The organism is Steroidobacteraceae bacterium, from assembly GCA_041395505.1.
GTDB lineage: Bacteria > Pseudomonadota > Gammaproteobacteria > Steroidobacterales > Steroidobacteraceae > JAWLAG01.
In genome coordinates this window covers 486,986-501,633 of sequence record JAWLAG010000002.1, presented here as the reverse complement: position 1 = coordinate 501,633, position 14,648 = coordinate 486,986, and the positions used below count along the sequence as shown (strand labels likewise).

Sequence of the window (14,648 nt, the reverse complement as noted above, 5' to 3'; positions counted from 1 at the left end):
GTTCGCAATGTCGCTGACAAGGCGGCGTCTTCGGGAGCGAACACAATGATGGTCGAGCCATGCTCGAACCAACCCATCTCTTCACCCTTGTTGAGCCGGACATCGCAGCCGATTCGTTTCGGTCCCCGATATTGCAGGTGCAAGCGGTAGTCAATGAAATGCAGGCGTATGCTCGCCACCAGTATCGCAGCCACCGGTACCAGTGTAACCGCGCCGGCATTCTTATCGAGCTCGCAGCGAATCACGGCACGTTCGTTTCTGCAATACAATCGCTCGATTCGCTGCAGTGCGACGGGATTTACATTCCACGTGTCGCCCCACAAATAAATAACCTCACGTACGCGGCAGCCATAAGGCGCGTGGATTCGGTGATACATTCCGGCCGTAAGACGGAGCGTCACGTAGTTTCGGCCCTCGTGGTCTTGCGCAAGCAGCGAATCCTGCAGCAGGTCGGCCAGCGAATATCTGAGACCCTTGGTCTGCAAAGCCAATCCACTGCTCACCCGGCCCATGGCGCCGATGATGCCATCGCATGGGCTGACTATCGTATTGGAGTCGGGATTGATCGGGCGGGCTCCACTGCGCAGCGCGCGAGTAAAAACAGCGTGCAAGCTTCGAAACTCGCCACCCGCAGAGTCACTGAGATCGAGATCGCAAAACCGTCGCCAAAGCCAAATGCCAGCCCGCGTGAATCGTCGCGACTCAATTCGACTGATGTGGCGAAAAAGTCGAGTGAGCTGGCGGCGCGGGATGCGATTGGTCAGGAGAAAATTGATCTCACTCCGCAAACTCGTCGGCGTTGGACGATTTTGGTCCGCTTTCATTGTTTTGTCATGAATTCGCAATAGTTTCCGCAAGGCGGCCCAAACATGTACCTGGCTATCATCGCAATTGTGTCAGTGCTCCTGGGGTGCCTGGTCATCATACGGGCGTTCATGCGGCGAATTGCCCTGTCCAGAGCCAAGCACCCCTCATTGGCAGGACACGCTCGCATCGCGCGGCGCTTTGCGCGACTTGTTCCATTTTATGACTATGACGCAGACAGTTTCTTCGCCGTCGACGGCGCTCCAGCCCCGATCGTGACCAGGCGTAGGGAAGGATTCGCGCAACTCGCGGACAGGTTCCGCGCCCACGACCAGCTGTCGCGGCCGCTTGCGGAGCGCGCACGCACTATCCTCTCCGACATGCAGTTTACTTCGCGCTACCAAGTACCGTTTCAATTCAGCGCGCTCGTCCGGCAGCAACTGCAAGTGCCGATCTTCTTTGTTTCCAGCAACGGAATGGAATTGACGGATATCGACGGCAAGTGCAGCTTTGACCTGAGCGGTTCCTATGGCGTCAATGTTCTTGGTTATGATTTCTACAAAGCGTGTATCGAAAAGGGCAACAGCGCTGTGAAAGATCTTGGGCCAGTACTGGGCGCCTATCATCCGCTGGTTGTCGACGTCGTACGCCGATTGAAACAAATATCTCATCTAGATGAAGTGTCCTTCCACATGTCGGGAACGGAAGCAGTCATGCAGGCAGTTCGTCTGGCACGGTACCACACCGGACGCTCCAAGCTGGTTCGCTTCTGCGGCGCGTACCACGGTTGGTGGGGAGATGTGCAGTCCGGTGTCGGAAATCCGACCGTTGCCACCGATACCTATACTCTGCGTGATATTGACGAGCGCAGCCTGAGCGTCGTGCGTGCGCGCGACGACATCGCTTGTGTGCTCATCAATCCATTGCAGGCATTGCATCCTAACTCCAATGCACCAGCCGACAGCGCGTTGGTTGCCTCCCGTCACACACGGCGGATCTCTCGAGATGACTATGCACGATGGCTGGGTCAACTTCGGGAAATCTGTACGGAGCGGAGGATTCCTTTGATTTTCGACGAGGTCTTTGTCGGGTTCCGGCTCGCAGTTGGCGGCGCCCAGGAATATTTCGGTGTTCGCGCTGATCTCGTGACTTACGGCAAGACGTTGGGTGGTGGACTTCCGGTTGGTGTCCTCTGCGGCCAAATGGACCTCATGCGCCGCTTTCGTTCGGACCGCCCGGCAGATATTTGCTTTGCTCGCGGAACTTTCAATACGCATCCTTATGTGATCGGCGCAATGCATGCATTTCTAAGCACGCTGGACGACCCGGAAATACAGACCGAATACATATCTCTCGACTCGCGGTGGAGCGCACGTGCAGCGGCACTCAATGAGCAACTGTCGGCGGCCAGCGTGCCTGTCGCGGTGACCAATCTTTCATCCATCTTTACGACAAATTACCTTAGTTCGTCGCGATATAACTGGATGCTGCAGTTCTATCTGCGGGCGCAGGGATTGCATCTCAGTTGGGTGGGAACTGGACGCTTCATATTCCCCATCGGCGCCAGCGATGCGGATTTTGAAAACGTTTCGGAACGTTTTGTAACAGCGGCAAGACTAGCGGCCGCCGACGGTTGGTTCTATGTACCCGCCGGGCAAAACGACCGCACGATCAGTCTTCAGCTTCTGCGGGAAATGATTCAAGCGCGTTTTCGCACGTCCCACATGGGGTCGATCCACTCGCCGCGCAACAGATACAGCGGCGCTTTGTAGTACAGCATGACGTCGTGGATTGGGTCAGTGAGGATCTTCGTCAGCCAGACGAGCCCCGTGCGTATGTCCCTGACAACGAAGAGTTGCATTGTTCGAAAGAGAAGGCCTGCAATACCTATGCCCAACCAGACTTTTCCGACGTTCTGGATGTACCCCGTCGGATCCCGATGAGCGCTCATCATGCCGAAAAACGTTGGGTCGAACCAAAGCACGACGGGCGACAATGCCCACACAGCGAGCAATATCATTTTGCGCTTCAGGTTATACCCGACCTTGATGTCTTCTTTGTGCTCATGGCTGGCCTGATTGACTTCATCGTAGCCCTTGGGCTCGAAAAAGAAGTGCCCCGCCTGGCGGCTGACCATGGCTAGCAACCATCCGATCAGGGCTGCTGCGGCTGGATCGACCAATACAATGGCATATGCGGTAAGAAAGCTTATAGCGCTCACCAGATGCAGTGACTGATTGACGCGGCTATGGTGATAGTAGCGGTGGTCATCCCAGCGCTGTATACGCAGGGCATCGAAGAATTCGCGCACGCCGGGACCTCATCCAATTTTCCGGTACGCGAAGGTTTTATCGCGTTTTCATGTCATTTCCGTGACCACTTATCCCTAGGTATCGCGATGTCCGATACAATTCGCAATCAGAAGCCAAATCAAATTTCGGGAGACCCGCATGAGCGTCTACGTCGATGGATTTCTGGTACCGGTTCCTCGCAAGAAGATCGCCGACTACCGGCGTATCGCAAGGCTCGCCGGCAAAGTCTGGCGCGACCACGGCGCGCTCGAGTACCGCGAGTGCATGGCCGACGACGTGCCGAAGGGCAAGTACACCTCGTTCACTCGCGCGGTCAAGTTGAAGCCGAGCGAGGTGGTCTGGTTTTCCTACATTGTCTACAAGTCACGCCGGCATCGCGACCAGGTCAACGCCAAAGTCATGAAGGACCGGCGCCTTGCAAAGATGATGAACCCCAAGGCGATGCCCTTCGACGGCAAGCGCCTGATCTTCGGTGGTTTCAAGTCGGTGATCGATCTATAGCCCGGCGGTCGCCGGGGAGCGCACTCCTTTAATAAGGAGTGCCGTCCTTGTGTTTGTAGTAGGGCTTGCCGCTGTAGCGTCCGACATCGAAAACCATGTCGATGTCCGAGTACTCGCCATGATCGCGCTCATCCCGTGAACCGACGATCAGCAGCTCGGCATCGCTGTCGCTCCGGTTTTGCAGATGATGCCCGTCGCCGGTGCCGGCCTTGAAGCCCACCGCGTCGCCGGCGCGCAGCGGCTCTTCCCCCGCGTCCGTGACAAGGATGACGTCGCCGGACAGCACGTAGACGAATTCATCCTCGTGCGAGTGCCAATGACGCTGGCTCGACCAGGTGCCAGGCGGCAGAACCAGACGGTGCACGCCAAACTGGGTGAGCCCGGCCGCGGTTCCGAGCGCCCACCAGATGCGTCCGCGGCAGGGCACGTCGTGGGGCGGCGGGTAGCGCGTGCCACGATTGGGGGTGATTTTCTCCTGATCGATTTTCGCCATGACTCACTCCAGGGATTTGGCCAGGTATCAACTGATTTTCGCGGCCGGCAAGGTCACCTTGATGGCCAGGCCGCCGTCGGTACGGCAGCGCGCCACGATGGTGCCACCATGGGCGGTGAAAACGCGCCGCGCAATGGCCAGCCCGAGGCCCGTGCCGCTGCGATCCGTAGCAGCCGGTGGGCCGCGAAAATAGGGTTCGAAAATGGACTCGAGCATCCCCGATGGCACGCCGGGTCCGCGATCGAGCACTTCGATATGAATGTCGTCATCCAGCCGCGATGCGCGAATCTCAACGTCCGCGCCGCGCGGTGAGTACTTGATGGCGTTGCGTATGATGTTCTCGAGGCCACTGCGCAGCAGCTCCGGGTCCCCGACGACGGCAAGATCGTCATCGATGGCCGTGCGCAGCCGGCAGCCGTGGCTCGATGCCTCGACCTCCTCCTCCTGGACGATTTCGGCGAGCAGCACGTTCACACGCAACAGGCGCCGCTGAACCTGTGCCGCGGAGTCGAGTCGCGAGTAACGCAGCAGGTCACCGATGACCTGATTCATGCGTGCCACGTCACGTTCGATCGATTCACGGTCGGTCGGGCGCAGTGCTTGACGCTGATCGATGAGCGCCACGGCGGCTTGCATGCGGGCGAGCGGCGATCGCAGTTCATGCGATAGCTCGCGCATCAATTCTTCCCGGCCACGCAACAACGCCTCTATCTGGTTCGCCATCGAATTGAAATCCGCTGCCAGCGCGCCGACTTCATCGCGTCGCGCGACGATCGCGGCCGGCGCCCGCGCCTGCACGTGTCCGGATGCCAGGCTACGCACTGCAATCTGCAACTCGCCGATCGGCCGGTTGATGGCGCGGGCAATCAGCCACGCCACGCTCGCAATGACCAGTAGCGCGGCAAAGACAATGCCCGCGATCGTCGCCGGGCTTCCCCACCAGCCCGCGTTGCGCGGCATGACAAGGAATGCGTATCGATCGCCATTCGAGCCGAGGAGCTGCGGCGCGAGGCGGATTGGCTGGTAACTGTCCGCCGGCGCGGTAGGTTCGCCGACGACATATTTGCGAATGAAATCGCCATAGCCCTTGGGCAATGACCGTCCCAATATGTCCTGCGATGACTCATCCAGGATGTATACGGACACGTCCTGGGGTATGCGTGCATCGCGCGCAAGCCATTGCACGAGCGCGCCACGACCGCCGCGGGCCAGCGCCTGTGCGGCCTCGCGCCCGAGTGTGCTGTGTCGCGTGGCGCTGTAGTCCTGGAACTCGTGCGATGCGACCAGCGCGACGCTGGCGATACCAAGCGGCACGAAGGCTGCGATGGCGGCGCCAATATAGAGCGCAATACGCCAATAGAGCCGCGAGCCGAGGCGATCGAGGATCAACCGCGCACTCCATCGTCGAGGACATAGCCGTGACCGCGCAGGCTGCGGATCGTCGGCGTAGCCTTGCCGCTGATGGTGAGCTTGCGTCGCAGATTGCTGATCAGCGTATCGATGCTGCGATCGTAGGCGCCGAGCGGGCGATTGAGCGCAAGCTCGGTCAGTCTTGCGCGCGACAATACCTCACCCGGGCGCAACATCAGCTGCTCGAGCACGCGCAGCTCGCTCGCGGTCAGCGCGACAGGCGTGCCGTCGACGACCACGTCGCGACGTTTGCGATCGAGTGCGATCGCACCGACGCTGAGGTTTGCCTGTGGATCAACGGCGCGCGCCGATACGCGAGTTCGCTTCAGTACAGCGCGAATACGCGCCGCGAGTTCCAACGGGTTGAAGGGCTTCGGCAGGTAATCGTCGGCGCCACGGGTGAGTCCGGCGATACGATCGGATTCATCACCGCGGGCTGTCAGCATCATCACCGGCAAGTCGTGTTCGCGGCGAAGCGTCGCGAGTACGTCGAAACCGCTGATGCCGGGCAGCATGACATCGAGAACGACGAGATCCGGCGGATCGGCGGCGATCGCTTCGAGCGCCGCCTCGCCGTCGTGCACCATCCGCACCTGAAAGCCCTGCAGCGACAGGAACTCCTCGAGGAGGGCCGCAAGATGCCGGTCGTCGTCGACCAGAAGCAGCCTTGGGCGGTGTTGCGGCGATGCGTCGCTGGTATTCACGGTCGATTGTCGTGCGGAATATCCATCAGGTGGCAATTGCCTGCGCGTCGTTGACCGAGTGTTGACCCAGCATACGGAAAGGGCGGGCTAGAATTGTGTCATTCACGAGGATTGCGCGCATGGGTAGTTTCAAGGATTTCTTCTATCGGCCACCATGGGTGGGCCTGATTGCCTTTCTGATCGTGTTTCTCGTGCAGGGCCTCGGTCATGCCCAGATGACGATCATGGAGCATATCTGGCCGGGACCGAATTATGTGCTGCAGACAGCGTTTGGTCTCGGACTGTTCGGCGCTGTCTTTCTGTGGTGGGGGATGCGCCGCAAGAATGAAGTTGCCGCGACCTGGATTGGGTTCTGGGCGGGAACCTGCCTGTGGACGGGTTGGGTCGAATTCTCCTACGTCTGGGCTGCGGACTATCTGGGTGTGAAGGACCTCATGGATCCCTACCACCCCGGCGAAATCGCCACCAAGAACGAGTACCTGGTGATGATGTCCTCCGTTGGCGTGCTGGCCGCAACGCTGACCTATTTCCTGTTCAACAAGGAAACCAAGTGCAATTTCTTCTTGTGGCTGCAGCGCAATCTCGGCCTGAAGACCGGCAAGCCCAATCCCTCGCATGAACGCAACTTCGCGGCGATCACGGCGCTCGAGACGATCTACGTCATCTGGTTCTTCTACGTGCTGCTGCTATTCATCTACGACGAAAGCATTCTTGGTGACCGCCACCCCGTGACCTATGTGCTGTTCTTCCTCAATGTCATATGGGCGGTTTATCTGATCCAGCGTCTCTTGCGTTTCTGGCGCGTGACGACGGCAATCCGTTACGCCATTCCTACTGCGATCATCAGCTGGAATGTCGAGGAGATCATGGGCCGTTGGAATCTGTACAAGGACTTCTGGGTCCATCCGGGCGAATACTGGTTTGAAATCACGCTCGTCACCGTCGGCATAGCCATCGCTGCCGTGCTTGCCATCCTCACGCCGGCGCACAAGAAGGCGGAGCTTTCCCGGCAGCAACTAGATCGCGGCAAACCTTCGCAGCCGAACAACGCGCCGGGTTGAGTCAGCCGGCAACGCTGCCCCGCAGTCGGCGTTTCCGACGGACTGCCCGGCCGATTTTCCGCCGGGAATACCCCGGGCTTGGTGGCCATTCAATTGCGCTGAATGTATTCAATAATATAATATGAACCGATGGGGGTGCCGACGTGCTAGCAAGCCAAGGCAAATCGGTTCTTGTGGGCAGGTTTGCGCTTTGTCTGGCGGTGCTGGCGCAATGCGCGACGGCGCAAACCGTCGAGCGCCCCAACATCCTTCTCATCGTTGCCGACGATCTGGGCTATTCCGATCTTGGCGCATACGGCGGCGAGATCAGCACCCCGAATCTCGACGAAATCGCGCGACACGGCGTGCTGTTCACCGATTTCCATGCCGCCGCGACCTGTTCGGTTTCGCGGTCCATGCTGTTGACAGGCGTCGATCACCATCGCAACGGCATGGGTGGACTCGACGAAGGCGGTGCGCTCTACAGCCGGCCACGGCCAGGCTACGAGGGTTACCTGAACGAGCATGTCGTGACGGTCACCGAATTGTTGCGCGATGCCGGTTATCTCACCTACATGGCCGGCAAATGGCATCTGGGTCGTGGTGACGCGACGGGACCGCATACACGCGGTTTTGCGCACAGTTTCGCCTTGCTGGGAGGTGCCGCGTCGCACTACACCATGGATGCGGGAACCAGTGCCCAGCCCAAGGCCCAGTATCGCGAGGACGGGCAGCCGGTCGACAAGCTGCCGCCCGATTTTTACTCGTCGCGAAGCTACACCGACAAGCTGATCGCTTACAGTGACCAGGCGCGCGCGGCCGGACGGCCCTTCTTCATGTACGCAGCCTATACGGCGCCGCACTGGCCGCTGCAGGCACCGCGACCAACGATCGAAAAATACGCGGGCATCTACGATGCAGGCTACGACGCCATACGAGACGCTCGCGTCGAACGGATGCGCCAGCTTGGAAGGCTTGCGCCTGGCCTCGCGCATCAACCTGAGCGCAGCGATCCGGCCGCCCGCGACTGGTCGAGCCTGGATGCGCAGATGCGCGGTCGGGAAAGCCGACGTATGCAGGTATATGCCGCCATGGTCGATGCCCTCGACGAACAGATCGGCAGGCTGCTCGCGCATTTGCGCGAAACCGGACAGCTCGAACGCACGGCAATCTTCTTTCTGTCGGATAACGGGCCCGAAGGCAACGATCCCTATGTCATTCAGGACAATGCGACCTGGATTCCGCAGCGATTCGACACGCGCACCGAAAGCCTGGGGGATCCTGGCTCATTCGCCGCCTATGGTCCCGGCTGGGCGCGTGTCAGCGCGACACCGTTCGCGCTCTACAAGGCGTTCCCCACGGAGGGGGGCATCCGTGTGCCCGCCATCGCCTGGTTACCCGCCGACATGGCGCCAGCCGGTGTCGACACGCAATTCGCGACCGTGCTTGATATCACGCCGACCCTTCTGGATATCGCTGGCGTGCGCGGCCCTGGCGCCCGGTATCAAGGCCGCAAGCTGATTCCGATCGAGGGACGGTCATTGCTGTCGCGTCTGCAGGATGTGTCGCGAAGAGCTGGCGAAGACAGCTCCCGTGCAGTTGGCTGGGAACTGTTCGGGCGCACTGCCGTTCGTCGCGGGCGCTGGAAAATCGTTCGCGTCGAGTCTCCCTACGGAACGGCTGCGTGGCAGTTGTTCGATCTCGCGCAGGATCCATTCGAGGGCAACGATCTTGCCCAGGGCAATCCGCGGCAGCTGCGGCGCATGCTGAGGGACTGGTCGGCCTATCTGCATCGAAACGGCGTGTGGTTGCAGGATTACAGTAATCTCCAGTATGGCCGCGTAAATCGACACTATGAACACTGAAGTTACCGGTCGTGCGCGACTGCGCTGGAGCCAACTGGGTCCGGGCATACTCTACGCCGGTGCCGCGGTCGGAATCTCGCATCTCGTCCAGGCAACCCGGGCCGGTGCAAATTATTACCTGGCCATGACAGCGGCGATCATAGTCGCCTGCGCGATCAAGTATCCCGCGTTGCGGTTTGGCGGCGAGTATGCCGCGGCGACCGGCAAGTCGTTGATCGAGAATTATCGCGACCGCGGCAGGGTTATTTTCTACTCATATGCGCTGGCGCAGATTCTGACCATGCCGTTTGCGGTTGCCGCCGTGACCATAGCGACTGCCGGACTGTTGAAGGCGACGCTCGGACTCGGGATCAGCGATCTTGCGGTGACGGCCATTCTGCTCGGTGGCTGCGCAGTGCTGCTGTTGAGCGGCAAATATCGAATGCTTGAAATGGTCACCAAGGCTGTCGTCGTCTTGTTTACCGTCCTCATCGTCATCACGATTGCGGTGGTCATTTCGCGCATCCATGTGACGCCGGCGGATTTTCTGCCAGCGAAATTCAATGCCCAGTCAATCGCATTCGTCGTAGCGCTGATGGGCTTCATGCCTTCGCCGATGGATGCCTGCGTCATCCAGTCGTTATGGACGCGGCAGAAGGCCCGGCTGTCGGCGACACCGTTGACGCCGGCGCAGAGCCGGCTCGATTTCAACATTGGATTTGGAATCTCGGTGATACTGGCCCTTGCGTTCATGTTGCTGGGCGCCGCGGTCATGTACGGCAGTGGCCAGAAATTCGCCCAGGATCCTGCGGGATTCGCGAACCAGGTCATCAGTCTGTTCACGGCGACCATCGGTTCGTGGGCATACCCCATCATCGGAGTTGCCGCCGCGGCCGTCATGCTCTCTACGCTGATGACCTTGCTCGATGCCTATCCGAGGGTGATCGAAGCGCTCGTCCTTGCGCGCTGGCCGGAGCGCAGCGGCAAGCTGCGCGGTATGCCCGTATACGACGTGGCGGTCGTTGGTTTGATTGTTGCCGTACTGATGGTGCTTGCCTTGTTCATGAGTGCCTTTGCGGCTTTCATCGATCTGGCTGCGCTCATTGTGTTCGTTACGGGGCCACTGTATGCATGGCTCAATCACTCCGCGATGCTCGGTCCGGACGTTCCCCCCTACCAGCGCCCCGGCAGATTCATGCGCAGCTACAGTATGGCGGGAATCGGTGCTATGGTCGCTCTGCTAGTCATCTATTTCTCGATACGCGCTGGCGGCTGATCGCCCTCACAATGGAAGTTTTCGATCTGCGGCGCTCGTTAAGCGGTGATCGGCTGCGAGTAAAACGGCGCGGCACGGACCTGCTGCGCTTCCCGCTGTACAACAAAGGGACTGGCTTTACGCGCGAAGAGCGACGCCGCCTGGGAATCGAGGCGCTGCTCCCTGCCCAGTACAACGATATCGATACCCAGGCGCGGCGCATTGTCGAATCGATGGGCGGCGAGCGCGACGCTTTCGCCCGCTACCTGGACCTCGCGGCGCTGCAGGATCGCAATGAGGTGCTGTTCTACAAAGTCCTGAGCCTGCATCTTGAATCACTGATGCCGATTGTCTATACGCCGACCGTCGGCAAAGCGTGTCAGCACTACTCGCACGTATTTCGACGCGGCCGCGGGCTATTCATAACTCCTGATCACCTGGGCCGCATGGAGGAAGTCATTCGCGCTGCCGCGCCGTATGCCGGTGTTCGTCTCATGGTCGTGACGGATAACGAAGCGATACTGGGCATCGGCGACCAGGGCGCCGGCGGCATGGCCATCAGCGTCGGCAAGTTGGCGCTGTACTGCGTGGGTGCCGGAATACACCCCGCCAGAACATTGCCGATTTCGCTCGATGTCGGCACGGACAATCGGGCACTGCTGGATGACCCGCTGTATCTCGGCTATCGCAGCGCGCGATTGCGCGGTGACGCCTACCAGGCGTTCGTCGAGGAGTTCGTGGGCGCGGCACGCGCGGTATTTCCCGATGTCATCATTCAATGGGAAGACCTGAGCAAGCACAATGCGCTTGCCGTCCTCGACCGCTATCGCACGGTGTTGCCATCGTTCAATGACGATATACAGGGGACCGGCGCCGTCGCCAGTGCCTGCATGCGGGTGGCGCATCGCATCACGGGCGTGCCTCTCGACAGAAGCCGCGTACTCATCTACGGGGCTGGTGCCGCGGGTCTCGGTATCGCCCGGCAGTGGCGACGGCAATTGCAGCATGAAGGGATGAGCGAAGACGGTCAGGCGAGCGCAATTCTCGTCATGGACAGCCGCGGTGTCATCAGCACGGATCGCCCGGGACTGGAATCATACAAGTGCGAGCTCGCCTGGCCTGCCGAACGCGTGGCGTCGCTGGGATTGGCGCCAGCGAATCATGCGTCGCTGACAGCCGTCGTGAGCGCGTTTCGACCGAGCGCGCTTATAGGTGCGTCGGGGCAATCCGGCGTCTTCGATGAGCAGGTCGTGCGCGCCATGGCAGCAGGCGCTGGGCGGCCCATCATATTGCCCATGTCGAATCCGACGGCTCTGACAGAAGCCTTGCCCGCTGACCTCGAACGATGGACCGGGGGAACTGCGCTCTATGCGACAGGCAGCCCTTTCGATCCGGTTGCTACCGAAAGCGGTCTCAGGCCCGTGAGCCAGGCCAACAATGTATTCGTATTCCCGGGCATTGGCCTCGGAGCGATGATTTGCAATGCGAGGGAAATTACCGGCAGCATGATTGGCGCCGCGAGCACGGCATTGGCGGCCTGCGTAACCGACGCCGAAATGGCGCAAAGGCGGTTGCTGCCCGACTTGCCACGACTGTGGGATGTCTGCGGTGTGGTGGCCGAGGCCGTGGCGCAGCAAGCCATTGCCGATGGTGTCGCTCGGATCGAAGATACCCGAAGTGTGCCCGGAAGACTTGAAAGCGAGCGCTGGCGCGCCGCTTATCCGATCATCGAGGCTGAATAGTCTGGTCGGTCGCGGCCGGCCGCCGAGCAACCGTTCAACGGTCTTTCAGCGCGTCACCACTTCCACAATCTGTACTGGCCCGGTGCCTGCATTCTCGTAGCGATGCACTGTCCCGGCGGGTTGCCATCGATAATCCGCGGCCGAAACGTCGACGATGCTCCCATCGGGTGCGGCCAGCTTCCCGGCCGTGAGGAAAACCGTGGCGAACGATGAGTCGTGCCGATGTTCGCCGGTTCTTTCCCCGGGACCCAACTGCATACTGAAGACGACTGCGCCCGGCTTCTCCGTCGATTTGTGCATTCCGGACAGGTCTCCGCTGAGCGCATTCGTCTGTCGGGTGGAGGCGCGTTTGATACCTACGCCGATGACGTGAAACGGCGTCGTGCCGATATTTCCGACACGGTGGATATGTGGTAGCGGATGGTTGTCGGAGCTGAACCTCAGGTCGCCGGTCGGCACATCAGCCTCACGTCTTTCCGCGCCCAGCGGCTGTGCCCAGACCCGCGAACCCGAGATGGTGACGTACAGCAGGTCCAGTTCGTGCTTGTGATACAGGCTCACATACCCTGGAGGGAGGTCCACGTCGAGGATCATGACCTCATCATTCTCGAATGCCAGCCGGTGCCTCGGCTCGTCGTAAACCGGCACCCAGTTCTGGACGCGATTTGCGTTGCAGCCGCCCGTCGCAACCAACAGGAGCGGCAATGCGCGCAGGGCGGATCCTGCTCGCTTGCTGGTCATGCCAATTCCTTTCGTCCACAGATCATATGCATGCACCACGGGCACCTGGTCATTATTTTATATCTAAAATAATATAGTGTAAAATAACGGCGTGGGCTGGCCTGGTCCAGGCGGACAACCCGGAGAGGCAGGACTGATGAACCTATCAAGAAGACGCGCCCTGGGCATGATTGCCGCCGTACCCCCCTCGCTGATCTGCGGCAGGATTCATGCGGCCTCGATGCAGGCAAGGCAAGACTGGTATCAAGCCGACCTCGTTCATCTGATTCCGAGCGCCAACCACGAGCAGATCCTGATCAAGGCATCTTTCCGTGATTCGCGCCGCATCGCACCCCGGTTGCGGGTCGGCGACGTCGCGATTGACGGAACAATGACCGACACCGCCGGCCGATTCTGGCAATTCCGGGCAAAGGGCTTGCAGCCCGCGACCGAATACGAGCTACGCCTCGAACAGGAGGACAACGGCAAGCGAACCGACTCGTGGCGGCTCAGGACCTTTCCCGCCCCGGGCGCCGATGTCGAACAGCTTCGCATTCTCACCTACACCTGTGCGGGCGGCAATGAGCGCCTGAAAATGGCAAACGGTGAGACCTTTTTCCTGAGCATGGACGAGCGCCGACGCTTGCTGCAACGCGGACTCGACTTCAATCCGGATGTCGTTGTCGCCAATGGTGATCACATCTATTGGGATCAGCGAACGACGCGCAACAAGCCGGAGTGGTTTCGTGCACCGTGGCTCGAGCTGTTCGAGGAATACGGTGCAATGGACCGGGGCAAGCCGGTACTCGGGACCAGCAACGAGCCTGTCCTGAAGCGTATTGTCGACGACCAGATAGCTCTGCTCTACGGGGTAATGTTGCGCTCGGTGCCGTCATTTTTCCTCAGTGATGACCACGACATGTTTGAGAATGACGAAGCGCACGAAGACTTCTTCACGCTGCCACCGGATCGGCACATGTTGAACGCGGCGCGGGCAACGCAACGCCTCTACTATCCCGAATTCCTGCCGGATCAAACCCGCGACAACTGGCTCCCGGGCGCGTTGACCTGCCGGGCCGACGATCTCTCCGAGTCCTTTGGCACATTGCGCTACGGCAAGCTGTTCGAAGCCCTTCTTTACGATACCAAGCGTTACGTGTCGCTCCAGGGACCGGTAGCAACCATGGTGCCTCCGGAAGTCGAGGCTTGGCTTGCCCGCAGGACCACGGCGACAGACACTGCGCATCTCGCCCATATTCCCTCCACGCCGCTCGGCTGGTCTGCGGGGAAATGGGGCGAATGGTATCCCGATGTGCTGCAGTCAAATGGTTCGTTGGGCACGACTACGCCGAAGCCGTATTGGCCGGGCGGCTGGTGGCATCAGCATCAGCGCATCGTGGAGATGCTGGCGAAGCAGCACTCGCGGCCGGCGCTCATCATGTCGGGCGACATTCATGCGTTGGCCTGCGGTCAGATCACTGCGAGCGGCGAGTTGAAGTTCAGCGAAAATCCGGTCCATGCGCTATGTGTCGGACCGATTGGCGCCACGGGACCGGGGTTCCCAAGCCGTTTTCGCGGCACCGGCGCGACCGTACCAGGCGCCCTGCGTGTCGAGGAATTACTTGCGCCGCTCGAGAAGAACGGATTCTCGATCATCGACGTCACGCGCCGGAGCATGAAGGTTCGCTTCTTCGGCTGGTTACGCGAAGAATCCGTTGCGCGAATTCAAACCATGCAGCCGCTGTTCGAACACGAGATAGCGCTGTCGTGACCCTGCGTTGGGCGAGTGGACGTCGACCGGACAAATGCTTTACACCCAAAAC

At 60.2% G+C, this 14,648-nt stretch carries 13 protein-coding genes; 8 read left to right on the top strand and 5 right to left on the bottom strand.

Features of this window, described 5'->3' with window-relative positions; genetic code table 11:
* Positions 1-59 precede the first annotated feature (59 nt).
* Both R3E77_14990 and R3E77_14985 read left to right on the top strand, forming a co-directional pair.
* Positions 60-848: a hypothetical protein gene (locus R3E77_14990; protein ID MEZ5500717.1), complete on the top strand. Its 789-nt coding sequence runs from the start codon at positions 60-62 to the stop codon at positions 846-848.
* Positions 849-869: 21 nt separating this feature from the next.
* A complete protein-coding gene (locus R3E77_14985) occupies positions 870-2,576 on the top strand; it encodes an aminotransferase class III-fold pyridoxal phosphate-dependent enzyme (GenBank protein MEZ5500716.1) in 1,707 nt (568 codons plus the stop codon).
* On the opposite strand, the gene R3E77_14980 is transcribed toward R3E77_14985, so the two are convergent.
* Positions 2,504-3,115 (bottom strand): hypothetical protein, encoded by a 612-nt coding sequence (locus R3E77_14980; protein ID MEZ5500715.1) that lies wholly within the window; start codon positions 3,113-3,115, stop codon positions 2,504-2,506. The genes R3E77_14985 and R3E77_14980 overlap by 73 nt on opposite strands.
* Positions 3,116-3,254: 139 nt before the next feature.
* Here R3E77_14980 and R3E77_14975 point away from each other — a divergent pair, with 139 nt between their 5' ends.
* A complete protein-coding gene (locus R3E77_14975) occupies positions 3,255-3,617 on the top strand; it encodes a DUF1428 domain-containing protein (protein ID MEZ5500714.1) in 363 nt (120 codons plus the stop codon).
* A 28-nt stretch (positions 3,618-3,645) separates the two neighbouring features.
* Here the strand turns inward: R3E77_14975 and R3E77_14970 are convergent, their stop codons facing one another.
* The 3 genes from R3E77_14970 to R3E77_14960 are packed head-to-tail and all read right to left on the bottom strand — an operon-like array spanning position 3,646 to position 6,224.
* The gene (locus tag R3E77_14970) at positions 3,646-4,110 is read right to left on the bottom strand and encodes a cupin domain-containing protein (GenBank protein ID MEZ5500713.1); all 465 of its coding nucleotides are present in this window, start codon (positions 4,108-4,110) and stop codon (positions 3,646-3,648) included.
* 27 nt (positions 4,111-4,137) lie between these two features.
* Entirely contained in the window at positions 4,138-5,499 is a 1,362-nt protein-coding gene (locus R3E77_14965) for a HAMP domain-containing sensor histidine kinase (GenBank protein ID MEZ5500712.1), read from the bottom strand.
* The gene (locus R3E77_14960; protein ID MEZ5500711.1) at positions 5,496-6,224 is read right to left on the bottom strand and encodes a response regulator transcription factor; all 729 of its coding nucleotides are present in this window, start codon (positions 6,222-6,224) and stop codon (positions 5,496-5,498) included. Before R3E77_14960 ends, R3E77_14965 begins: the two co-directional genes overlap by 4 nt.
* Before the next feature lie 119 nt (positions 6,225-6,343).
* Here R3E77_14960 and R3E77_14955 point away from each other — a divergent pair, with 119 nt between their 5' ends.
* The 4 genes from R3E77_14955 (at position 6,344) to R3E77_14940 (ending at position 12,105) form a co-directional block, all read left to right on the top strand.
* The gene (locus tag R3E77_14955) at positions 6,344-7,285 is read left to right on the top strand and encodes a hypothetical protein (protein ID MEZ5500710.1); all 942 of its coding nucleotides are present in this window, start codon (positions 6,344-6,346) and stop codon (positions 7,283-7,285) included.
* Positions 7,286-7,428: 143 nt separating this feature from the next.
* Positions 7,429-9,129 (top strand): arylsulfatase, encoded by a 1,701-nt coding sequence (locus tag R3E77_14950; protein ID MEZ5500709.1) that lies wholly within the window; start codon positions 7,429-7,431, stop codon positions 9,127-9,129.
* A complete protein-coding gene (locus R3E77_14945) occupies positions 9,119-10,384 on the top strand; it encodes a hypothetical protein (protein ID MEZ5500708.1) in 1,266 nt (421 codons plus the stop codon). Before R3E77_14950 ends, R3E77_14945 begins: the two co-directional genes overlap by 11 nt.
* An 11-nt stretch (positions 10,385-10,395) precedes the next feature.
* Positions 10,396-12,105, top strand: coding sequence for an NAD-dependent malic enzyme (locus R3E77_14940; GenBank protein ID MEZ5500707.1), 1,710 nt, complete (start codon positions 10,396-10,398; stop codon positions 12,103-12,105).
* Between the two features lie 45 nt (positions 12,106-12,150).
* Here the strand turns inward: R3E77_14940 and R3E77_14935 are convergent, their stop codons facing one another.
* Complete coding sequence (locus tag R3E77_14935) at positions 12,151-12,846, bottom strand: cupin domain-containing protein (GenBank protein MEZ5500706.1); 696 nt, start codon at positions 12,844-12,846, stop codon at positions 12,151-12,153.
* A 136-nt stretch (positions 12,847-12,982) separates the two neighbouring features.
* Here R3E77_14935 and R3E77_14930 point away from each other — a divergent pair, with 136 nt between their 5' ends.
* Positions 12,983-14,596: a hypothetical protein gene (locus R3E77_14930; GenBank protein MEZ5500705.1), complete on the top strand. Its 1,614-nt coding sequence runs from the start codon at positions 12,983-12,985 to the stop codon at positions 14,594-14,596.
* Positions 14,597-14,648 lie beyond the last annotated feature (52 nt).